Here is a 20,621-nt window from a genome sequence, read left to right on the forward strand (position 1 = left end):
CCCCTCATCCGATCGCGCGGGGCCCTCCTCCCGCGTCGTCCCGGTTGATGATCGTGCTCGACGCCGCGTCATCCCTGGGGACGACGTCCGTGTCGCGGTCGGGCCAGCCGACGGCGGCGAGGTCGATCCGGCCGTTGCGCATCGGCACGCCCTCGCTCGCGAGCAGCTCCAGTTGCCGGACCCGGACCGGCTCGGCGACCGTGCCGTCGGCCCGCACCACCCGGAACCAGGGCACCGCTCCCCCGCCGGAGCTCAGCGCCCGCGCCACCCGGCGCGGGCCAACCCCCACCAGCCGGCCGATCGCGCCGTAGGTGCTGACCCGCCCGCGCGGGATCTGCTCCACGACGTCGAAGACGGCCTCGTCCACGTCGAGCACGGCGTCGTCCACCCGCGCATCGTGCCCGCCCGACGGGCGGCTCAGAAGTCCTTGCGGCCGAAGCGGGCCAGGAGGCGGGTCTGCGGCCGAGCCGACGCCGACACGTCCAGCGGCGGGTCGAAGAACCCCGGCAGGCCGTCCTCCGGCAGCTGCTCGCCCAGGATCAGCGCCGCCGTCACCAGTTCGCCGTCGAGCTCGGTGTCGCCGCCGGTCGCCCGGGCCAGGTCCCAGGCGTGCACCGTGAGGTCCGCGGTCATCTCGAGGATGTACTGCCCGGCGGGCGTGGGGCCGCGCTGGAGGTGCACGGTGTGCCGCAGGGCGTCGTCCTGGGCGAAGGCGGTCAGCGCCCCGTCGGCGGCGGTCTCCCACCCGGTGAGCGGGTCGTCGCCCAGGAGGTCACCGGTGTCGTCGGGGAAGCGCCCCTCGGCGTAGGGCTCCCCGGCCAGCAGGGGCACCGCCCACAGCTGCTCGCTGATCAGGTGCGCGACCAGGTCGGCGACCGTCCAGCCAGGGAGCGCCTCGTCCTCCCACTGGCCGGGTTCGACGGCGTCCACCCGGTCGGTGAACTGCGCCTGCGCACGCTGGAAGAGCTCGAGCAGCTCGACATGGGAGAAGTCGGCCATGCCGCCAGTGAACATGCCGACGGCCCGGCCCGCCTCCCCGGGGGAGGGCGGACCGGGCCGTCAGATTGAGCAGGAGGGGCTCAGTAGGTGGGCAGCGCCTTGTCGATGCGCGTGGCCCACGAGGTCACGCCGCCCTGCACGTGGACGGCGTCCTTGAAGCCGGCGGCCTTGATCGCCGCCAGGACCTCGGCCGAGCGCACGCCGGTCTTGCAGTGCAGCACGATCGGCTTGTCGTTCGGCAGCTCGGACAGCGCCCGCCCGGAGAGGATCTCGTCCTTCGGGATCAGCCGCGCGCCCGGGATCGAGACGATCTCGTACTCGTTGGGCTCGCGGACGTCGATCAGGTCGAACTCCTTGCCGGAGTCCATCATGTCCTTGAGCTCGTCGACGGTGATCGTCGAGCCGGCCGCCGCCTCCTGCGCCTCGACCGAGACGACGCCGCAGAAGTTGTCGTAGTCGATGAGCTCGGTGATCGGCTCGCCTTCCGGGTCCTTGCGCACCTTGATCGTGCGGAAGGTCATCTCCAGGGCGTCGTAGACCATCAGCCGGCCGAGCAGCGTGTCGCCGATGCCGGTGATCAGCTTGACCGCCTCGGTCGCCTGGATGGCGCCGACGGTGGCGCACAGCACGCCGAGCACGCCGCCCTCGGCGCAGCTGGGCACCATGCCGGGCGGCGGCGGGACCGGGTAGAGGTCGCGGTAGTTCGGGCCGTGCTCGTTCCAGAAGACCGACACCTGGCCGTCGAAGCGGTAGATCGAGCCCCACACGTAGGGCTTGCCGAGGAGCACGCACGCGTCGTTGACCAGGTAGCGGGTCGCGAAGTTGTCGGTGCCGTCGACGATGAGGTCGTACTGGCTGAAGATCTCCATCACGTTCTCGTTGTCCAGCCGCGTCTCGTGCAGCCGGACGTCGATCAGCGGGTTGATCTCCTTGATGGAGTCCCGCGCGCTCTGGGCCTTGGACCGGCCGATGTCGGACTGCCCGTGGATGATCTGGCGCTGCAGGTTGGACTCGTCGACGGTGTCGAACTCGACGATGCCGAGGGTGCCCACGCCGGCCGCGGCCAGGTACATGAGCACCGGCGACCCGAGACCGCCGGCGCCCACGGCGAGCACCTTGGCGTTCTTGAGCCGCTTCTGCCCGTCCATGCCCACGTCGGGGATGATCAGGTGGCGGCTGTAGCGGCGGACCTCGTCGATGGACAGGTCGGCGGCGGGCTCCACCAGAGGTGGCAGGGACACGATTGCTCCTCGTTCGGTCGACAGCGGCCCGCGACGGGGCCGTCGTTCACGCTTCCCAACAGCGTGACAGCCGGGAACCTTCCCGCCCGACGCAGCCCCGTCGTCCCGGCGCCGAGCGCGGGGTCCGGCACGCCTGACGGCCTGCCGAGAGGTGCGGTTCCCCGCGCTCGGCGGGGCTGTGGACGAGCGAAGCGGCGCGAGGCGCGGTCGCGCCAGGCTCTCCCGGTGCACCCTGCCCGGCCCACCCCGCTCCGTGGCCGGGTCTTCCGCGGTCGGGACGCCGTTGCGGCCGGCCTGCTCACCCGGCGCCAGCTGTCCTCGCGCGCCTGGCGCCGGCTGTACCGGGGGGTCTACGCCGATGCCGGGTTGCCGCACGACCACGCCGTCGCCCTCGCGGGCGCCGCTCTCCTCGTGCCGTCGAGCGCGGCTTTCAGCGGCCGGTCCGCCGCCTTCCTGCTGGGCGCCGAGACGCTGGTGGACGACGGGATGCCCGTCGAGGTGACCGTGCCCGAGGGCGACCGCTTCGGACCCGTGACGGGTCTGCGCATCCGCCGCTCCCCCCTGCCGCCGTCGTCGGTCCGCACCGCCGGCCGGTACCGGTGCACGACACCGTCAAGGACGGCGCTCGACATCGCGCGCTCCGAACCGCTCCCCGGTTCGGTCGTCGCACTCGACGTGCTCCTGGGGCGCGGTCTCCTGACGCCCGGCGAACTGGACGAGGCGGTGACCGCGCTCCCGACCGGGCGAGGGTGCCGCCGGGCGCGCCGGGCAGCGGAGCTCGCCGACGAGCGGGCGGAATCCCCGCCGGAGAGCGTGCTGCGGGTCCTCCTGCGCCTGGCCGGACTGACGCCGGTCCCGCAGTTCGTGGTCCGCGACGCCGACGGCCGGTTCCTGGCGCGGGTGGACCTCGCGTTCGTGGCCGAGCGAGTGGCGGTGGAGTACGACGGCGCCTGGCACGGACAGCCCGGGCAGCTGGCCCGGGACCGGAGACGCTTGAACGGGCTGGTCGCCGCGGGCTGGCGCGTCGTGCACGTGACGGCGGCCGACATGCACCGGCCCGACACCATCCTGGTCACGATCCGCGCGGTGCTCGCCGAGCGCGGGGATCGACACGCCTGACGGACAGCGGAGGGGTGCAGTTCCCCGCGGTCGGCGCCGAGCGCGGGGCTGGGGGTCGGGGTTAGGGGTAAGGCCAGGCGTTCTTCGTGCAGCCCTCCAGGCCGAGGGTCTGCTGCTGCATCACCGGGGCGAGCTGCCCCGGGCCGGGACAGGGTGGGTGCGCCCGGTTCCCGAGCGCATGCCCGACCTCGTGGTTGACGACGTAGCGGCGGTAGGTCTCGACGTCGCCCTCGTAGTGCGGCACCGCCGTCATCCACCGGGCGAGGTTGATGACCGCGCGCTCGCCGTAGCGGCAGGAGGTGTAGCCGCCGGTGCCCACGCCGGGGCAGTAGGTCTCCATGCTGCCGGGGCTGACCAGCGACACCCGGAAGTCGAACTCCCCCGCCGATGCCGCGGTGACCCCGACCCGCTGGAAGGACATGTCACCGCGCCCTCCCCAGGAGCGAGAATCGGCGAGCGTTCCCTCGACGGCCTGGGCGAAGACGGCGCCGTCCACCTCGATGCCGTCCTCGACCTCGACGACGAAGCGTCGCAGCGGGCCGCTGCCGTACACCGGGGAACTGCCGTCGACGACCGAGACGGTGCCGGCGCCCTGCTCGACGTAGGTGTCGGCCTCCGCGCGGGCCGGCTGCTCGCTCGGCTCGGCGTCTCCCTGGGCAGGAGCCGCGGGGGGCGTGCCGGGATCGGGCAGTGCCACGGCGGCCGGGGCGTCCTGACTGCTCGACAGCCCTGCCTCGCTGCTGGTCGCGCCGACCTCGGCGCCGGGCGTCGCGTCGACCGCGACGTCGACCAGGGCGAACAGGGTGACCAGGGTCAGGAACGGGATGGCGTAGGCCCGCCAGCCGTACCGGCGGACGAAGCCGCGGACGGGGCCCTCGGGCGTCCGGGCGCGCGCCCGGCCACGGACGGGGTCCGCCGCAGCGGCCAGCGGCGCGGGGCGGACGCGGACCGGCCGGCCCGGGCCACCGGAGAGGTCGACCCGGCCGTCGGTGCGGCGTCCCGACACTCCGACCTCCTGGCTCTGCTCCGATGTCCGGAGTCAGGGTCTCACGCTGCGTGGCGTGGCGGCCGCAGCCGGAGACGCCGGTCGGGCTCAGCCGGCGGGCAGGGCCTCGAGCATGCCGAGCACGGCGCGCGCGGTCGGCTCCGGCGCCTCGAGCATCGCGACGTGGCCGATGCCCTCGAGGATCCGCAGCCGCGAGTCGGGGATCGCCGCCGCGAGGCGCGGGGCCATCGCCGGGTCGACCAGCCGGTCGCGGTCGCCCCAGACCACCAGCGCCGGCCGCTGCAGCGAGCCGGCCATCCGCCACGCGTTGGCCCGGCCGACCCGCAGGTAGGAGGTGATGAGCCCGCGCATCGTGCCGGCCAGCGCACGATCGGCCCACGGCTGCTCGGCGCGGGCGCGCATCTCCGCCACGGCCTGCTCGACCCGTTCCCTCGGCACCCGGTCGGGCTGCCCGAAGCACATGCGGATCATGGACCGGACGTTCTGCTCCGGGGTGATCCCGGCCAGGCGGCGCTCGGCCAGCGACGTCGCTCCCGGCAGCAGCAGGAGCAGCAGCGCGCGGCTGAACGCCGGCGGCACGCGGTAGACCGGCATCGCCGGGGAGATCAGCGTCAGGGAGCCCACGAGGTCCGGCCGCCGGGCGGCGACCAGCAGGCTCGCCAGCCCTCCGAGCGAGTTGCCGAGGAGGTGCACCGGCTGGCCCTGGGCATCGCCCGGCTGCTGCCGGATGTGCTCGAGGACGTCGACGACGGCCCGCACGTGGCCGCGGATGGAGTACCGCCCCCGCGGCGGCGGCGTGGACTGCCCGAACCCCGGCAGGTCGAGCGCCCAGCCCTCGAGGCGGACGGCGAGCAGCGCGGCGAGGTCGGTCCAGTTCGTCGAGGCGCCACCCAGGCCGTGCACGTAGAGGGCGCGCTCGCGCGGGGCGCCGTCCCGGCCGCCGTCGACCGGCCCGGTCCACGGCGTGCACCGCACGAAGACGTCCCCGCCGCCGACCGGCAGCTGCCCGCCCGGCCACGGCGGCAGCAGGGTGCCCAGCCCGGGCAGGGCGGTCGAGGAGTCGACGGCGGGATCGGCGGCGGCCAGGGCGCCGTCGCCGTCGGCGCTGGTCATCTCGGACATCACCTCGACGGTAATCCAGCGCCGATCGCGCGATGGCGGAGAGCGAGCCGCCGGTAGCATCCCGGTGCCATGCAGCCCTCACGCCCAGCCCCCGCCGCCAACCGGCGCACCGCCCGACTGCCGCGGGGGGCCCGGCGCATCCAGCTGCTGCGCGCGGCGCAGGACGTGTTCGTCGCCCAGGGCTTCCACGCGGCCGCCATGGACGACATCGCCGACCGCGCCGGGGTGAGCAAGCCGGTGCTGTACCAGCACTTCCCGGGCAAGCGGGAGCTGTACCTGGCGCTGCTGGAGGAGCAGGTCTCCGAGCTGGCCGACCGCGTCGCGGAGGCGATGGCCGCCACCGACAACAACCGGGCCCGCGTGGACGCCGCCGTCGGCGCCTACTTCGACTTCATCGACGCCGAGGGCGAGGCGTTCCGCCTGGTCTTCGAGTCCGACCTGCGCAACGACGCCGACGTCCGGGCGATCGTCGACCGCGGCACCGGCGCGTGCGTCGAGGCGATCGCCGAGGTCATCGCCGCCGACACCGGCGCCGACGCGGAGCGGGCGCTGCTGCTGGCCTCCGGGCTCACCGGGCTGGCCGAGGCCAGCGCCCGCTGGTGGCTGCCCCGCAAGGGCACGGTCTCGCGCGACGAGGCCGTCGCCCTCATGTCCTCGCTGGCGTGGCGCGGCATCTCCGGCTTCCCGCGGGTCGATGGCGGCCTGCCGCTCGACTGACGTTCGCTGTCGGCGCACCCGCTCCGGCGGCCCGTCACCCTGCGGCTGGACTAGCGTTGGTCCCAGTCGCGCGAACCGAGGAGGCATCGCCCACGTGGAAGTCAAGATCGGCGTCCAGCACTCCCCCCGGGAGCTGGTCATCGACAGCCCCAAGACCCCTGACGAGATCGCTGCGGAGGTGTCGGCAGCCATGTCCGGCACGACCAAGGACGGCCTGCTGACCCTGGTCGACGAGCGGGGTCGTCGCGTCGTCGTCCCCGTCGACCGCATCGCCTACGTCGAGATCGCGCAGCCCGACCAGCGGCGGGTCGGCTTCATCGCCGGCGCGCAGTAACACTGTCGGCCTCCGGCCGACACCGCGACCAATGGCCGTCCCCGACGGTCGTTGAGCCGCTGCGTCGCGGCTGCGCGGGACCCTCCGGGCCCCACTCGCCACGACAGAACCGAACGACAGAAGGGGACGTCTCCGCTACCGCGGAGACGTCCCCTTCGTCACGGGTTCAGACCCAGGGTGGTCATGCGCTCGGTGTGCGCGCTGGTGATCCGCTCGATCAGCCGGCCGACGCCGGCCAGGTCGCCGGTCCCGGTGATGATCAGGTCGGCCAGCCCGTCGTGCTCGGCGATGACCGCCTGCGACCGGCTGATCGCCTCGCCCACGAGCCGCCGTCCCCACAGGGCCAGCCGCCCGGCGAGCCGGCGGTCCGCGACGATCGCGGCGCGGACCTCGCGGACGGCGAAGTCGGCGTGCCCGGTGTCGTCGAGCACCTCGAGCACGAGCAGCCGGTCGGGCTCGGGCAGGAAGGCGGCGATCTCGCGGTAGAAGTCCGCGGCCAGCCCGTCACCGACGTAGGCCTTGACCAGGCCCTCGAGCCAGGTGCTCGGCCGGGTGCTCTCGTGGAAGGTGTCCAGGGCGGAGGTGAACGGGGCCATGGCCGCGGCCGGGTCGGCGCCCAGCTCCACCAGGCGGTCGGTGAGCCGCACGTGGTGGGCGATCTCCGCGGCCGCCATCCGGGCCAGCGCGGCACGGCCGGTGAGGGTGGGCGCCAGGCGGGCGTCCTCGGCCAGCCGGTCGAAGGCGGTCAGCTCCGCGTAGGCCAGCACGCCCAGCAGGTCGACGACGGCTCCGGGCTCGGGCTGGCTCACACAGGTCTCCTGGGACTCGGGGCTCGACGTGGGCGGGGCGGCACGCCGTCCCGGGCGAGTGGGGCAGACCACATCATGCGTGCGGCGCCGCAGAGGCTAACCCGTGCCCGCGCTACCATGGGCGCCGGTGGACCACACGGTTCACCGTGAACACGTGCGCTGACGACCGTCGGACGACGCCCCTGCCGGGGCCGTCTCCCGGGCAGGTCCCGCAGGGACGCCCGGTCATGCTGGCCGCGTCGGCGCTGGAACCGATCCCGCGACAACCGACGCGGGGCAGGTCCGACGCTGCGGATCCCCGCCGCCGGAGCCGGCCCCCAGCAGACCAGAGGCGAGACCGCTGACCTCCACCGAGAACACTCCCCCCACGTCCCCGGCCGTCGCCGAGGTGACCGCCCTCGAGCACGCCGAGACCGGCGCTCCCGCTCCCGAGGAGCTCGAGTCGCAGGTCGAGGAGCTGGGCGGCGCCCCCGTGGCGCCCGACAGCCCGCTGTTCAGCGACTTCGACGTGCACCCCGACATCGTGGCCGCGCTGGCCGACGCCGGGATCCACCGCACCTTCGCCATCCAGGAGCTCACCCTCCCGCTGGCGCTGGCCGGGCACGACCTGATCGGCCAGGCCCGCACCGGTACCGGCAAGACCCTCGGCTTCGGCGTCCCGATGCTGCAGCGCGTCGTCCCGCCGGCCGAGGGCGGCGACGGCGTGCCCCAGGCGCTGGTCGTCGTCCCCACCCGTGAGCTGTGCGTCCAGGTGTCCCGCGACCTCGCGACCGCCGGAACCAAGCGCGGCATCCGGGTGCAGGCCATCTACGGCGGGCGCGCGTTCGAGCCGCAGGTCGAGTCGCTGCGCGCCGGCGTCGAGATCGTCGTCGGCACCCCCGGGCGGCTGCTCGACCTGGCCCAGCGCGGCGACCTGATCCTGGGCAAGGTCAAGGTCCTCGTCCTCGACGAGGCCGACGAGATGCTCGACCTGGGCTTCCTGCCCGACATCGAGCGGATCCTCGCGATGGTCCCGGACAAGCGCCAGACGATGCTCTTCTCGGCGACCATGCCCGGCCCGATCGTGACGCTGTCCCGCTCGTTCATGACGCAGCCGACGCACATCCGCGCGCACGGCAACGACGAGGGCTCGACGGTCCCGCAGACCACGCAGTTCATCTACCGGGCGCACAACCTCGACAAGCCCGAGCTGCTCTCGCGCGTGCTCCAGTCGCGCGACCGCGGCCTGGTGATGGTGTTCTGCCGCACCAAGCGCACCGCGCAGAAGGTCGCCGACGAGCTGGTCGACCGCGGGTTCGCCGCGGCCGCCGTGCACGGTGACCTGGGCCAGGGCGCCCGCGAGCAGGCGCTGCGCGCCTTCCGCAGCGGCAAGGTCGACGTGCTCGTCGCCACCGACGTCGCCGCCCGTGGCATCGACGTCACCGGCGTCAGCCACGTCGTGAACTACCAGTGCCCCGAGGACGAGAAGACCTACGTGCACCGGATCGGCCGCACCGGCCGGGCCGGCAGCACGGGTGTCGCGGTCACGCTGGTCGACTGGGACGACATCCCGCGGTGGCAGCTGATCAACAAGGCGCTGGACCTCGGGTTCGACGACCCGCCGGAGACCTACTCCACCTCGCCGTGGGTCTACACCGACCTCGACGTCCCCGAGAACGCCAAGGGCCGGCTGCCGCGCTCGCAGCGCACCCGCGAGGGGCTGGAGGCCGAGGTGCTCGAGGACCTCGGCGAGACCGGCAAGCGCAACCGTCCGACGACCGCCGCCGACCGCGGCTCCTCCGACCGTGGCCCCCGCGGCCGGTCCGAGGGCGACGGCCCCGCCGGCGACGAGGGTTCCTCCAGCGCCGGGAAGAGCCGGCCGCGTCGCCGCACCCGCAGCGGCACGGGCGCCGACGGCGAGACCACGGCCCCGGCCGGGTCCGCCGCTCCGCAGGGCGCCGAGGCCGGCGCCGAGGGTGGAGCCGACGGCGCCGCCGGTGGCGACGCCAAGCCGCGCCGCCGTCGTCGCCGTCGTGGCGGCGCCGGGCGCGGTGGCGCGGAGCCGGCCGCCGGCGCCTGATGCAGCGGTCGACGGTCCGCCCGCCCCTGCGGGTGTGGGTCTGGATCGCGGCCACCCTGGCCGTCGTCGTGGTCGCCGCGCTGCTGTGGCGCGGCTCGGAGGCGGCGGCCACCGACAGCACGACCGCGGCACCGGCCGGCGTCCCCGCGGGGGCGCCGGCCGGTGACCTCTCCCCTGCCTGGTCCGCCGGCGGCCGTCCGCCTGCCGACGTCGTCGAGGAAGGCCGGGTGCTGCTCGGCTCGGACTCCGGCGTGCGCGCCCTGGATCCGCTGACCGGCGACGAGGCCTGGCACTACACGCGCAGCAACGCCCGGCTCTGCGGGCTGACCGTCACCGACGGCGTGGCGGTCGCGGTGTTCCGCACCGCCGACCGCTGCGACGAGGCGGTCGCCCTGGACGCGGCCACCGGGGTGCGGACCTGGACGCGCAACCTCAGCCTGCGCGGCGACGCCGTCCTGACCTCGACCGCCTCGATCGTGCTGGCCACCAGCCCCACCGGGGTGCTGACCTTCGACCCGGTCGGCAACAACGTGCGCTGGCGGGCCGGGGCGCCAGGGGGCTGCACGTGGCTGTCCGCCGTGGCCGGGGACACCGGGGTCGCGGTCCTGCAGCGCTGCGCGGGCGCCCAGGTGGTCCAGCTCCGGCTCTACGACGGCTTCGACGGGTCCGAGCACTGGACCGTCGACGTCCCCGTGCCGGAGGACGTCGACGTCGCCCTGCTCGGTGCCGACGCGCTCGTCGGCCTGCGGGTGGGCGGTGAGGTCCGGCTCTTCGCGCCGGACGGCGCTGCGCTGCGGGCCACCCTCCCGGCGGCGCCCGGGGACACCGTGCAGCAGACGACGGCGGCCGGGCTCGTGCTCGTCCGCGTCGGGGGCACGCTCTCGGCGGTCGACCCGGCCGGCGGCGCGGTGCGCTGGACCGCCCCGGCCGACGGGCTGCCCGCCGCGACCGGCGCCGACGGACCGGAGGTGGTCGTGCCGACGGCCGACGGGTTCGTGCGCCGGGACGCGCGGACCGGGGACGAACTCGGCCGCTGGGCGGCCGGCGAGGTGCCCCCGGACGGGACGGCGACCGTCGTCGGGCCCGCCGTCGTCCTCCGGCTGGCCGACGAGGTCCGCACCTACCGGTGACCCCGCGTGACGGGGACCGGCGGAGCGCGGTTCACTGGGGAACATGGCCCTGCCCTCCGGTCCCGACCCGTCCCCCTCCGTCGCGCCCACGGATCTGCGCCAGCTGGCCGATCACGGCGCGGCCGCCCGCACCTTCGAGGGCGGCGCGGGCCCGCTCGCCGCGCTGGACACCGGGCCGGCGTCCGAGGGCACGGTGCTCATGGTCGCGGGCTACACCGGGAGCAAGGAGGACTTCGCGCCGCTGCTCGCGCCGCTGGCCACCTCCGGCTACCAGGTCGTGGCGATCGACCAGCGCGGCCAGTACGAGTCGCCCGGCCCGGACGACCCGGACCGCTACTCGGTGGCGGAGCTCGCCGAGGACGTCGTCGCCGTGGCCCGCGTGCTCGCGACGGAGACCGGCGGAGCGGTGCACCTGCTCGGCCACAGCTTCGGCGGCCTGGTCACCCGCGCCGCGGTCCTCACCGTGCCCGAGCTGTTCTGCTCCTTCACCCTGCTGGGCTCGGGTCCCGCGCAGCTCACCGGCGGCCGCGCGGAGCTGCTGGACCACCTCGCCCCGCTGCTCGAGTCCGGGGGCGTGCAACTGGTGCACGAGACCATGGAGCAGCTGGCGATGACCGACCCCAAGGCGCAGGCGGTGCCGGCGCCCACCCGCGAGTTCTACGCGCGCCGCTTCCTGCGCAACTCCGGGGCGGGGCTCCGGGGCATGGCCGACGCGATGCTCGCCGAACCGGACCGGGTCGAGGAGCTGAAGGCGACCGGCCTGCCGGTGCTGGTGGCGCACGGCGAGGCCGACGACGCGTGGATGCCCCACGTGCAGGCGGAGATGGCCCAGCGGCTGGGCGCGCGGCACGAGGTCATCGACGACTCGATCCACTCCCCCGCCGTCGAGAACCCACCGCGCACGGTCGAGATCCTGTGCGACTTCTGGTCGAGCGTGCCGGTCGGTCGATGACCCGGCTGCCCCCGCGGACGGAGTGGACGGCCGAGGAGGACCGGCTGGGCTTCTTCGGCCCGGACAGCGTCACCTGGCGGGTGCACGCCGACCCGTCGTTCTCCGTCGGCGGGCTGCGCGCCCTGCTGCTGCAGGCGCTGCACCCGGTGGCGATGGACGGCGTCGCGCGCAACTCCGTGGGGTTCACCGAGGAGCCGTGGCCGCGGCTGATCCGCACCGCCACCTACGTCGACACGCTCACCTTCGGCACCCGCACCGAGGCGGTCCGCGCGGTGGCCCGGGTGCGCGGCATCCACCGCCGGCTCGGCGGGACCGAGGAGACCACCGGCCGCAGCTACCGGGTGGACGATCCGGACCTGCTGCTCTGGGTGCACTGCTGCGAGGTCGACTCGCTTCTGACGGTCGCCCGACGTGCCGGCCTGCCGCTGACCGACGAGGACGCCGACCGGTACGTCGCCGAGCAGGTCACCGCGGCGGCGCTGGTGGGCGCCGACCCGGACGACGCGCCCGCCTCGGTCGCCGAGCTGGCCGCCTACTTCGAGCGGATGCGCCCCGAACTGTCCGCCACCCCGGCCGCCCGGGACGCCTACCGCCTGGTCGTGCTGCCGCCGATGCCGACGTGGGTGCGCTACCTGACCCCCGCCCAGCCGGCGTGGGGCGGGCTCGCCTCGCTGGCCGTCGCACTGCTGCCGGCCTGGGCCCGGCGGCTCTACTCGCTCCCGGGCCTGGGGCTGACCGATGCCGCGGCCACCCCCGCGCTGCGGGCGTTCCGGCAGGGACTGCTCCTGCTGCCGCAGCGGGCGCAGCGCTCGCCGATCGTGTGGGCCGGGTACGAGCGGGTGGGCGCGCAGCGGCTCAGCGCCTGAGCCGGGCGGTCAGTCGCGGAACGGTGCGACGCCGGTACCGGCGGCCATCAGTGCCTCGAACTGCTCGGGCGCGGTGGTACAGGCGCCGATGGGCGTCGTCTTGTTGGTGCCGTGGTAGTCGCTGGACCCGGTGACGATCAGCCCGAGGTCCGCGGCCAGGCCGCGCAGGTGCCGCCGCTCGTCGTCGCTGTGGTCGGGGTGGTCGACCTCCAGGCCGAGCAGGCCGGCCTCGGCCATCACCGCGATGGCCGCGTCGTCGACGACCCGGCCGCGCTTGGTGGCCAGCCCGTGCGCGAACACCGGCACTCCCCCGGCGGCCCGCACCAGCGCGATGCCGTGCCGGACGTCGGTGTCGGCCTTGCTCGCGTAGTAGGGGCTGCGGTGGTGCAGCAGGGTGGCGAAGGCGGCGTCGACGGACGCGACGACGCCGGCGCGCACCAGGGCCCGCGCGACGTGCGGGCGGCCGACCACGCCGCCGGCGGAGGCCGCGACGATCTCGGCCCACACCACCGGGTAGCCGTCCGCGGCCAGCGCGTCGACGATCCGCTCCCCGCGGCTGAGCCGCTCCTCCCGCAGCCGGGCCCGCTCTGCGGACAGCGCTGGGGAGTCCGGGTCGAACAGGTAGGCCAGCAGGTGCACGCTGATCGGCGGCTGGTCGTCCGGGAACCACCGGCAGGAGAGCTCCATGCCCGGGACGACGGTGAGCCCGGCCGGGCGGGCCTCCCGCGCGGCGGCCCAGCCGTCGGCGGTGTCGTGGTCGGTGAGCGCGACGACGTCCAGCCCGGCGGCCCGCGCGGTGCGCATGAGCTCGGCCGGCGACTCGGTGCCGTCGGACACCGACGAGTGGGTGTGCAGGTCGATGCGCATCAGCGCCCAGCCTGCCGCACACGGGGCCGGCGCACCCGGCGGAGGGCGCTCACTCCGGTGGCCTCAGCGGCGGGATCGGCTCGGTGTCGCGCCGGGGGGCCGGGGCCTGCGGCGATCGCTCGCTGTCCGGGTTGCCCTCGTCGTCGCCGGCCGCCGCGCCGCCCCAGTCGGCGCTGAACAGCAGGCCGCTGACCTCCTTGTAGACGTGCTTGGCGTCGGGCATGAAGGTGATGTGCCGCAGCGCCTGGTCCTGGCCGGCGGACTCGAACCGGAAGCTGCCGTAGCCGAGGATCTGGCCGAAGAAGGTCTCCTCCCAGGTCAGATCGGTGATCCGGCGCAGCGGCAGCAGCGTCACGGTGCGCACGATGACGCCCGAGGTCAGCAGCACCCGCCGCCTCGTGACGATGAAGTGCCGCATCCACCACTCGCCGACGCGCAGGGCGTAGTAGACGAGCGCGCCCAGCACCACGACCAGCCCGACGACGCTGGTCACCGCGTTGTCGGGGTCGAGCAGGAGCAGCCAGCCGCCGAGGGTGAACACCGGCAGGAAGCGCACCGTGGGCTCGACGAGCACGGCCCAGTGGCGCCGGGTGGCCAGGACGACGTCCTCGCCGGGCAGCAGGTACTTGTCGGCGTCCTTGCCGGCGCGGGTCGGGAGGACCGGGGGCGCGTTCACGCCTGGCCTCAGGTGAGCGAGCCGACGAACTCGGAGAGGGACGTCGCGGCGTCCCCGAGGGCGTTGCCGGCGTTGCGGACCATCTCCGCGGAGCCTTCCGGGTTCTGGATGACGTACCAGACCACGAAGGCGACCAGGAGCCAGGTGAGGACCTTCTTCAGGTTCACCGCCACCTCCGAGGGGGCTCGAACGGGCAGGCCGGAAGGAGCTCCGGTCTGCGTGGGAAGACCCGCCGGACATGCGGCGGACGCGTTCGTCCCATGGGTAACACAGACCTCACGGGCACCGGTCGCGACGCGCCGATCATGAACCGAGGCGGCCCGGTCCGGCCGGCCGCGCGTCAGGTCCCCGGCAGGAGGTGCTCGCTGGGCGGGCCCAGCGGGAGGTCGGGGTAGATGCGTTCGCGCAGGTCGAGCAGCCGCGGCTCCTCCGCCAGCAACCACGCAGCGTTCATCGGCCAGGTGACCAGCCACAGCCAGACCCCGTAGGCCTCGCCCACGAAGGCGGCACGGTCGTCGGTGGTGGGGACGGCCCACAGCGGGGCCCGCTGGCCGGCTGCCTGCACGGCAACCGACGACGGTCCGGAGATGACGTCCCCCGGGTCGAGCCCCGGCAGCCCGGCGTAGCCGCAGCCCACCCCGGTCCCCGGTTCCTCGGCGACGAGCACCAGTTCGGCGGAGCCGCCCAGCGGAGCGGGACCGGCGGTGTCGACGACGATCGCGCGGGCGCCCGGTTCACCGCCCCACGCCAGCCCGGTCACCGACCAGCCGGCGGGCATCGGATCGGGCACCCAGGCGGGCACCCGTGCGTCCGCGGTGACGGCGGCGATGGCGTCGTGCGCCACCAGCACGGTGTGGTGCAGCGGCGTGACGGCGCCGTGCAGATGGCACCAGGCCTGCGCGCTGGCCCCAGGCCGGACCTTCAACGGCTCGCCGCAGCGGGGGCAGACCGGCGAGACGCTCATCGGGCATAACCGTCCTGTGACCGGCGGCAATCGTCAAGCGCGGGAGCAGCCCCGTAGCGTGCCGGTCATGCCTGCGGATCTCCCGGTGGTGCCGTGCGTGGGTGCGGTCGTCGTGGACGACGCGGGGCGGCTGCTGCTGATCCAGCGCGGCCACGCCCCGTCGGCCGGGCTCTGGTCGGTCCCCGGTGGGCGCGTCGAGCCGGGCGAGACGCTCCCGGAGGCGGTCGTGCGGGAGGTGCGGGAGGAGACCGGCCTGGACGTCCGGCCGGGCGCCGTCGTGGGCCGGCTCTCGATCCCCGGGGACGGCGTCGTCTACGAGGTGACCGACTTCGTGTGCACGCTGCTCGGACCCCCGGCGGAGCCGGTGGCCGGGGACGACGCGGCGGACGTGCAGTTCGCCGACGCCGCCACCCTGGACCGGCTGCCGTGCACGCCGCGCCTGCTGGAGACGCTGCGCGCGTGGGGCGCGCTGCCGGCCAGAGGTTCCTGACCGCCGGCCGGCTGCGCGCCCGGGAGCTCAGCCGCGCGGGATCGGGGTCGGGCGGCCGGGCTGCTCGCCGCCCCGGGCCTCGCCGTAGGAGCGCTTGGGCACCATGACCTTGCGGCGGAAGATGCAGACGATCGTGCCGTCCTGCTTGTAGCCGATGGTCTCGACGTAGACGACGCCGCGGTCGTCCTTGGACTTGGACTCGGTCTTGTCGAGGACCGTCGTCTCGCCGTAGATCGTGTCGCCGTGGAACGTCGGGGCGACGTGCCGCAGCGACTCGACCTCGAGGTTGGCGATGGCCTTGCCCGAGACGTCGGCGACGCTCATGCCGAGCAGCAGCGAGTAGATGTAGTTGCCGACGACGACGTTCTTGCCGAACTCGGTCGTGTTCTCCGCGAAGTTCACGTCCATGTGCAGCGGGTGGTGGTTCATCGTGATGAGGCAGAAGAGGTGGTCGTCGTACTCGGTGACGGTCTTCCCGGGCCAGTGCTTGTAGACCGCCCCGACCTCGAACTCCTCGTAGTACCGACCGAACTGCATGGACCGCTCCCGACTCGACGCGCGCGTGGACGGGTCGTGATCCTACGGACGCCCCTCGGCCGCGCACGCCGAGAGCCCCGCGCGGGCGTCGCCGGGAGCCCGGCCGGTCAGAGCAGGGCACCGATCCGGGCGGCCATGTCGGCCTCGTGCTGCTGGTAGGAGCCGGCCACGCTGCTGAGCAGCCCGCCCATGCCGTTGAGGGCGTCGCTGAGGCTCTGGGCGGAGCGACGCCACTGCTCGTAGAGCTGGGTGAACTGCACCGCCGCCTGGGAGTCGGTCCAGCCGTCGAGCACGGACGAGTTGATGTTCCCCGACAGGGTGGCCTGGCGAGCGGTGCTCTCCGCGGCCTCGCTGCGGCACTGCCCGGCCATCGACTGCAGCGTGGCGATGTCGACCTTCATGGCGTTTCCTCCTCCGTCCCGGGACCGTCCCGGTCGCGGCGAACGGTAGGTCGGCGAGCTCGCCGACGAGCCCGCTCGTCCACAACCCGCCCCGTTGTCCACAGACCCGGCCGGCACGGCCCGCCGAGCCCGGCCGAACCGGCACCATGCGCCGGTGACCACACCTCCGGCGGGCTCCCGGCCCCCGCGTACCTCCCGGTGCTGGACGCTGCGTGGCGAGGAGGGCGCTGTCGACGTCGAGGTCGTCGCCGCCGACGACCAGCGGCTGGCCGATGTGCTCCCGCTGCTGCGGCGGGCCCTGGGCGTGCCGGTCGCCGAGCTGTGGGACGGGTCGTCGCCCCTCGGCGGGGAGACGTCCCTCGGCTCACCGCCCCTGCGGCACGGTGCCCTCCTCGGGGTGGCGGGACCGTCCGCACCACCCTCGCCCGACGCCAGCCCCCTGGAGCTGCGGGTGCTCGGTGGACCGGATGCCGGCCGCGGTCTCCCGCTCGGCCGGGGGCTGCACCTCGTCGGGCGGGACGGGGCGTGCGGCGTCCGCCTCGCCGATCCCGACGTCTCGCGGCAGCACCTGGAGATCCGGGTCGGCGACGGGGAGGTCGAGGTGCGCGACGTCGGCTCGACCAACGGCAGCCTGCTGGCGGGCGTCCCGCTGGACGACCGGCTCCGGCGGTGGCCGCCGGAGGCCCGGTTGCGACTGGGCGCCTCGACCCTCGCGATCAGCAGTTCCTCGGAGCCACCGGCGGTGCTCGAACCGACCGCCGGCGGGCGCACCCGGGTCCGACCCCCGCACCGGCTGCGCGTGCTGCGCGAGGAGCGGGAGGTGACTCTCCCCCGTCCTCCGGCCGACGCGCCCCGACGCCGGCTGGCGTGGGTCGCCGTCCTGCTGCCGGCTGTCGGCGGGATCCTGCTGGCCTGGCTCCTGCGCACGCCGACGTTCCTGTTCTTCGCTCTCCTCAGCCCCCTGGTGGCGCTGGGCACGTGGGCGTCGGAACGGTGGTCCGGACGGCGCAGCAGCAGGCGCGAGCGCGCCGCCTACCGCGAGGAGCTGGCGGCGGCCCACCGGGAGCTGGACGACGCGGTCGCCGACGACGTCCGGGCCGCCGAGCAGGAACACCCCGACCCGGCGACGATCGCGGCCGCCGTGCGCCGCCGCACCGCCCTGGTCTGGAGCGGTCGCCCGCAGGCCGGTGGACCGCTGGTGGTCCGGGTCGGGACGGGGCCGGGCCCGGTGCGGGTCACCCGGATCGAGGACGACGGCCGGCGGGAGCGTGCGGTCGCAGAGCACCTGCCCGTGACGGTGGACCTCGCGGCCACCGGAGGTCTGGCGCTCGTCGGCCCGCGGGCGCAGTCGCTCGGTGTGCTGCGGGCGGTGCTCGCGCAGCTGGGCGCGCTGCATCCGCCGGACGGCGTGCGCCTGCTCCTGCTGACCTGCCCCGAGCACCTCGCCGACTGGACCTGGGCCCGGTGGCTGCCCCACCTGCCGGCCGGCGCGGTGCACGTGGTCCCCGATGTCCCGCCCGGTCGGCCCGGGGACGACACGGCCCCGCATGCGTGGGCTGCGGCGGCGTTGGCCGGCACCGCGGGCCGCCCGCTGGTCGTCGTGGACCGGCGGGTCGACGGGCGGACGGCGGCACTGCTCCGCGCCGCCCGGGGCGCGGGCGTGGCGGTCCTCACCACGGCGGAGCGGTCCGGCGAGGTCCCCGTCGCGGTCGACGCCACGCTGACCCTCACCGGCGAGACCGCGAGCTCCGCCGTCCTCGCCCAGGACGGCGCCACCGACCGGACCGCCGTGCTCGTCGACCGGATGGCGGCCGAGCTGGCGGCGGAGCTGTCCCGCGGGCTGGCCGACCTCGTGCCCGCGACCTCGGCGGGCACGCTCCCTGCCGACGTCCGGCTGCTCGAGCTCCCCGGGTGGGCGATGCGTCCGGACGCCCGGGGCGTCGCCGGAGGTCGGTGGCCGGACGACCGGAACGCCCTGCGCACCGCGCTGGGCCGCTCCGTCGACGGGCCGGTGGAGATCGACCTGTGCCGCGACGGGCCGCACGCCCTCGTCGCGGGGACCACCGGATCGGGGAAGTCCGAACTGCTGCAGTCACTCATCGCCGGGCTGGCGCTGAACCATCCCCCGGAACGCTGTTCCTTCCTGCTCGTCGACTACAAGGGCGGTGCCGCCTTCGCCGAGGCGGCCCGGCTGCCGCACACGGTCGGGCTGCTCACCGATCTGGACGGGTCGGCCACCGCGCGCGCCCTCCGGTCCCTGACCGCGGAGCTCTCCCGGCGCGAGGCCCTCCTGGCCGCGCACGGCGTTCCGGACCTCGCGGCGCTGCCCGCATCCGTCGACCTGGCCCGGCTGGTGATCGTGGTCGACGAGTTCGCCACCCTCGTCGAGGAGCTGCCCGGATTCATACCCGGTCTGGTCGGCATCGCGCAGCGCGGTCGTTCGCTCGGGATCCACCTCGTGCTGGCGACGCAGCGCCCCGGCGGGGTCGTCTCCCCCGAGATCCGGGCCAACAGCACGCTGCGCATCTGCCTGCGCACGACGGACGAGTCGGATTCCCGCGACGTCGTGGGCACTCCTGCCGCGGCCCACCTGCCGGTCCACCTCCCCGGCCGGGCGATCCTGCGGACCGGCAGCGCCGAGCCGCGCGTCCTGCAGGTGGCGCGGGTGGCCCTCCCGGGCCCGGGTGCGCGGAACGCGGCCGAGGTGCGGCGCTGGTCCTGGCCGTTGGGGAATCCGCCCGCCCGGCGGCCCGCTGCCACCGGCACCACGGACCTGTCCCGACTGGTCGAGGCGCTGTCCCGGGCGGCGGAGGTGCGCGGCACGCCGGCCCCGCACAGACCCTGGCAACCACCCCTGCCGGACCTGCTCCCCCCTCAGGACGTCGACGGCCGCACGGCCGGGCGGTCCGCGGAGGGACCACCCAGCCGACTGACGATCGGCCTGGTCGACCGGCCCGACCGGCAGTCCCGCGAGCCCCTGGAGCTCGATCTCGCCGACGGAGGTGGAGTGCTGGCCGTGGGCGGTCCGCGCAGCGGCCGGAGCACGCTCCTGCGCACCGTGCTGCGGTCCGCAACGGCCCGGCTCGGGCCCGGAGAGCTGCACGTCCACGTGCTCGACGCCGGAGGCGGCGGCCTCTCCGCCGAGGCGGCCGCGCTCTCCCACACCGGCACCGCGGTCGGCGGCGCCGATGCCTTCCGGACCGTCCGGCTGGTGGACCGGTTGAACCGGGAGATCGACGTGCGACGGGCCACGCCGGCGGCACGACCCGGTCCGCTCCTGCTCCTCCTCGTGGACGGGCTGGAGGCCGTCGGGTCCCTGCTGGACGAGTCCGAGCCCGGGCGCGGGTCCGATGGACTGCTGCGGTTGCTCCGGGACGGTGCCGCGGTCGGGCTGACCTGCGTGCTGACCGCGGACCGGGCCGCGCCCGGCGGGCGACTGGCCTCGGCCGCACGGATGCGCCTGCTCCTCCCTCTCCCCGACCGGGCCGACTACGCCGTCGCCGGGGTGCCGGGCCGATCCGTCCCGGCGTCCCGGCCGCCCGGCCGGGCGCTGCTCGGCGAGGACGCGCGGGAGTGCCAGCTGGCGTTCCCCGGCCCGCCCGCCCCGCGGATCGACGGCCCCGTCGCCGACGGGGCGCCACCCGTCCGGATCGTCGAGTTGCCGGCCGACCCGGCACTGCCGCCGGCACCCGGGCCGGTCGCGGCCGCGGACCCCGGGCGGTGGCTCCTGCCGATCGGCCCCGGCGGTGACGACGGGACACCGCTCGAGGTCGACCTGGGCCGCAGCGGCGGCCTCCTGGTGGTCGGCCCGCCGGGCAGCGGCCGCACGTCCGCGGTCGAGGCATGGGCGCGACGGCTGGCCGACGCGGGGGCGGAGGTCGCCTGGTTGGCGCCGCCCCGGCCCGGGGGTCCGACCGACGCGCCGGGTGGGTACCTCGATCCGGCCGATGCCCGGGCCGTCGCCGCCTGGGTCGACGGGCTCGACGGACGCCGCGGGGTACTCGTCGCTGACGACCTCGGCTCCGGACCGGAGTGCGGCGGACTGGCGGGGCTGCCGCCGCTGGGCGCCCGGAGCGGGCTCGCCCTCCTGGCGGCGGGGAGCCCGGCCCAGCTGATCAGCCACTACCAGGGGCCGGTGGCCGCGCTCCGCCGCGCGCGCACCGGCCTGCTGCTCTGCGCGAGCCCCGCGGACGCCGAGACGCTCGGCATCCGGCTGCCCCGCCTACCGCTGCCCGCGCGGCCGGGCAGCGGCTGGCTGGTCACGGACGGCCGCGCCGAGCGGGTCCAGGTCGCCCGGGTTCCGCCCGCGACGGTGCCGGCGGGCTGACGGTG

General features: G+C 75.4%; 20 protein-coding genes and 1 pseudogene. 9 read left to right on the forward strand and 12 right to left on the reverse strand.

The window, feature by feature from the left end; translation table 11 throughout:
• Nucleotides 1–4: 4 nt before the first annotated feature.
• The 3 genes from CRP29_RS07620 to moeZ form a co-directional block, all read right to left on the reverse strand.
• Nucleotides 5–388 (reverse strand): MGMT family protein, encoded by a 384-nt coding sequence (locus tag CRP29_RS07620; RefSeq protein WP_097194445.1) that lies wholly within the window; start codon nucleotides 386–388, stop codon nucleotides 5–7.
• A 29-nt stretch (nucleotides 389–417) separates the two neighbouring features.
• Nucleotides 418–999 (reverse strand): TIGR03086 family metal-binding protein, encoded by a 582-nt coding sequence (locus CRP29_RS07625; RefSeq protein WP_097194870.1) that lies wholly within the window; start codon nucleotides 997–999, stop codon nucleotides 418–420.
• A gap of 80 nt (nucleotides 1,000–1,079) precedes the next feature.
• Nucleotides 1,080–2,240: an adenylyltransferase/sulfurtransferase MoeZ gene (moeZ, locus tag CRP29_RS07630; protein ID WP_097194446.1), complete on the reverse strand. Its 1,161-nt coding sequence runs from the start codon at nucleotides 2,238–2,240 to the stop codon at nucleotides 1,080–1,082.
• 225 nt (nucleotides 2,241–2,465) lie between these two features.
• Between moeZ and CRP29_RS07635 the strand changes: the two genes are divergently transcribed.
• Nucleotides 2,466–3,359 carry a hypothetical protein gene (locus CRP29_RS07635; protein ID WP_097194447.1) on the forward strand — a complete coding sequence of 298 codons (894 nt, stop codon included), beginning with the start codon at nucleotides 2,466–2,468 and terminating at the stop codon, nucleotides 3,357–3,359.
• 61 nt (nucleotides 3,360–3,420) lie between these two features.
• On the opposite strand, the gene CRP29_RS07640 is transcribed toward CRP29_RS07635, so the two are convergent.
• Nucleotides 3,421–4,365 (reverse strand): DUF3152 domain-containing protein, encoded by a 945-nt coding sequence (locus CRP29_RS07640; protein ID WP_097194448.1) that lies wholly within the window; start codon nucleotides 4,363–4,365, stop codon nucleotides 3,421–3,423.
• A gap of 87 nt (nucleotides 4,366–4,452) precedes the next feature.
• Nucleotides 4,453–5,487, reverse strand: coding sequence for an alpha/beta fold hydrolase (locus CRP29_RS07645; RefSeq protein ID WP_245852616.1), 1,035 nt, complete (start codon nucleotides 5,485–5,487; stop codon nucleotides 4,453–4,455).
• A gap of 69 nt (nucleotides 5,488–5,556) precedes the next feature.
• On the opposite strand from CRP29_RS07645, the gene CRP29_RS07650 reads away from it, so the two are divergent.
• The gene (locus CRP29_RS07650) at nucleotides 5,557–6,204 is read left to right on the forward strand and encodes a TetR/AcrR family transcriptional regulator (RefSeq protein WP_097194449.1); all 648 of its coding nucleotides are present in this window, start codon (nucleotides 5,557–5,559) and stop codon (nucleotides 6,202–6,204) included.
• Between the two features lie 94 nt (nucleotides 6,205–6,298).
• A complete protein-coding gene (locus tag CRP29_RS07655; protein ID WP_097194450.1) occupies nucleotides 6,299–6,538 on the forward strand; it encodes a DUF3107 domain-containing protein in 240 nt (79 codons plus the stop codon).
• 158 nt (nucleotides 6,539–6,696) lie between these two features.
• Here the strand turns inward: CRP29_RS07655 and CRP29_RS07660 are convergent, their stop codons facing one another.
• Complete coding sequence (locus CRP29_RS07660) at nucleotides 6,697–7,347, reverse strand: ferritin-like fold-containing protein (protein WP_217991495.1); 651 nt, start codon at nucleotides 7,345–7,347, stop codon at nucleotides 6,697–6,699.
• 388 nt (nucleotides 7,348–7,735) lie between these two features.
• Between CRP29_RS07660 and CRP29_RS07665 the strand changes: the two genes are divergently transcribed.
• From CRP29_RS07665 to CRP29_RS07680, 4 genes are read left to right on the forward strand one after another with little or no spacing between them, the layout of a single operon-like run.
• Nucleotides 7,736–9,406: a DEAD/DEAH box helicase gene (locus tag CRP29_RS07665; RefSeq protein WP_245852618.1), complete on the forward strand. Its 1,671-nt coding sequence runs from the start codon at nucleotides 7,736–7,738 to the stop codon at nucleotides 9,404–9,406.
• A complete protein-coding gene (locus CRP29_RS07670) occupies nucleotides 9,406–10,536 on the forward strand; it encodes an outer membrane protein assembly factor BamB family protein (protein ID WP_097194452.1) in 1,131 nt (376 codons plus the stop codon). Before CRP29_RS07665 ends, CRP29_RS07670 begins: the two co-directional genes overlap by 1 nt.
• Nucleotides 10,537–10,579: 43 nt before the next feature.
• Complete coding sequence (locus tag CRP29_RS07675; protein WP_097194453.1) at nucleotides 10,580–11,488, forward strand: alpha/beta fold hydrolase; 909 nt, start codon at nucleotides 10,580–10,582, stop codon at nucleotides 11,486–11,488.
• Nucleotides 11,485–12,354 carry an oxygenase MpaB family protein gene (locus tag CRP29_RS07680; RefSeq protein WP_097194454.1) on the forward strand — a complete coding sequence of 290 codons (870 nt, stop codon included), beginning with the start codon at nucleotides 11,485–11,487 and terminating at the stop codon, nucleotides 12,352–12,354. The genes CRP29_RS07675 and CRP29_RS07680 overlap by 4 nt, the downstream gene beginning before the upstream one ends.
• Nucleotides 12,355–12,363: 9 nt before the next feature.
• Here CRP29_RS07680 and CRP29_RS07685 read toward each other — a convergent pair whose 3' ends face one another.
• The 4 genes from CRP29_RS07685 to CRP29_RS07695 form a co-directional block, all read right to left on the reverse strand.
• On the reverse strand, nucleotides 12,364–13,221 hold the full coding sequence (locus CRP29_RS07685) for a PHP domain-containing protein (RefSeq protein ID WP_097194455.1): 858 nt from the start codon (nucleotides 13,219–13,221) through the stop codon (nucleotides 12,364–12,366).
• A gap of 49 nt (nucleotides 13,222–13,270) precedes the next feature.
• On the reverse strand, nucleotides 13,271–13,897 hold the full coding sequence (locus CRP29_RS07690) for a PH domain-containing protein (protein ID WP_097194456.1): 627 nt from the start codon (nucleotides 13,895–13,897) through the stop codon (nucleotides 13,271–13,273).
• An 8-nt stretch (nucleotides 13,898–13,905) separates the two neighbouring features.
• Complete coding sequence (locus CRP29_RS22660; protein ID WP_176522876.1) at nucleotides 13,906–14,064, reverse strand: hypothetical protein; 159 nt, start codon at nucleotides 14,062–14,064, stop codon at nucleotides 13,906–13,908.
• A gap of 173 nt (nucleotides 14,065–14,237) precedes the next feature.
• On the reverse strand, nucleotides 14,238–14,861 hold the full coding sequence (locus CRP29_RS07695) for a DUF6758 family protein (RefSeq protein ID WP_097194457.1): 624 nt from the start codon (nucleotides 14,859–14,861) through the stop codon (nucleotides 14,238–14,240).
• A 67-nt stretch (nucleotides 14,862–14,928) separates the two neighbouring features.
• Here CRP29_RS07695 and CRP29_RS07700 point away from each other — a divergent pair, with 67 nt between their 5' ends.
• On the forward strand, nucleotides 14,929–15,351 hold the full coding sequence (locus tag CRP29_RS07700) for an NUDIX hydrolase (RefSeq protein WP_097194873.1): 423 nt from the start codon (nucleotides 14,929–14,931) through the stop codon (nucleotides 15,349–15,351).
• A 27-nt stretch (nucleotides 15,352–15,378) separates the two neighbouring features.
• Here the strand turns inward: CRP29_RS07700 and CRP29_RS07705 are convergent.
• Together CRP29_RS07705 and CRP29_RS07710 are read right to left on the reverse strand one after the other, a co-directional pair.
• Nucleotides 15,379–15,900: pseudogene (locus CRP29_RS07705) on the reverse strand (MaoC family dehydratase); the annotation flags it as partial.
• 95 nt (nucleotides 15,901–15,995) lie between these two features.
• Nucleotides 15,996–16,289: a WXG100 family type VII secretion target gene (locus tag CRP29_RS07710; protein ID WP_097194458.1), complete on the reverse strand. Its 294-nt coding sequence runs from the start codon at nucleotides 16,287–16,289 to the stop codon at nucleotides 15,996–15,998.
• Nucleotides 16,290–16,443: 154 nt separating this feature from the next.
• On the opposite strand from CRP29_RS07710, the gene CRP29_RS07715 reads away from it, so the two are divergent.
• Entirely contained in the window at nucleotides 16,444–20,616 is a 4,173-nt protein-coding gene (locus tag CRP29_RS07715; RefSeq protein WP_176522877.1) for a type VII secretion EssC family protein, read from the forward strand.
• Nucleotides 20,617–20,621 lie beyond the last annotated feature (5 nt).

The sequence above is a fragment of the Blastococcus aggregatus genome (genome assembly GCF_900221005.1).
In the GTDB taxonomy this organism is placed as follows: Bacteria; Actinomycetota; Actinomycetes; order Mycobacteriales; family Geodermatophilaceae; genus Blastococcus; species Blastococcus aggregatus.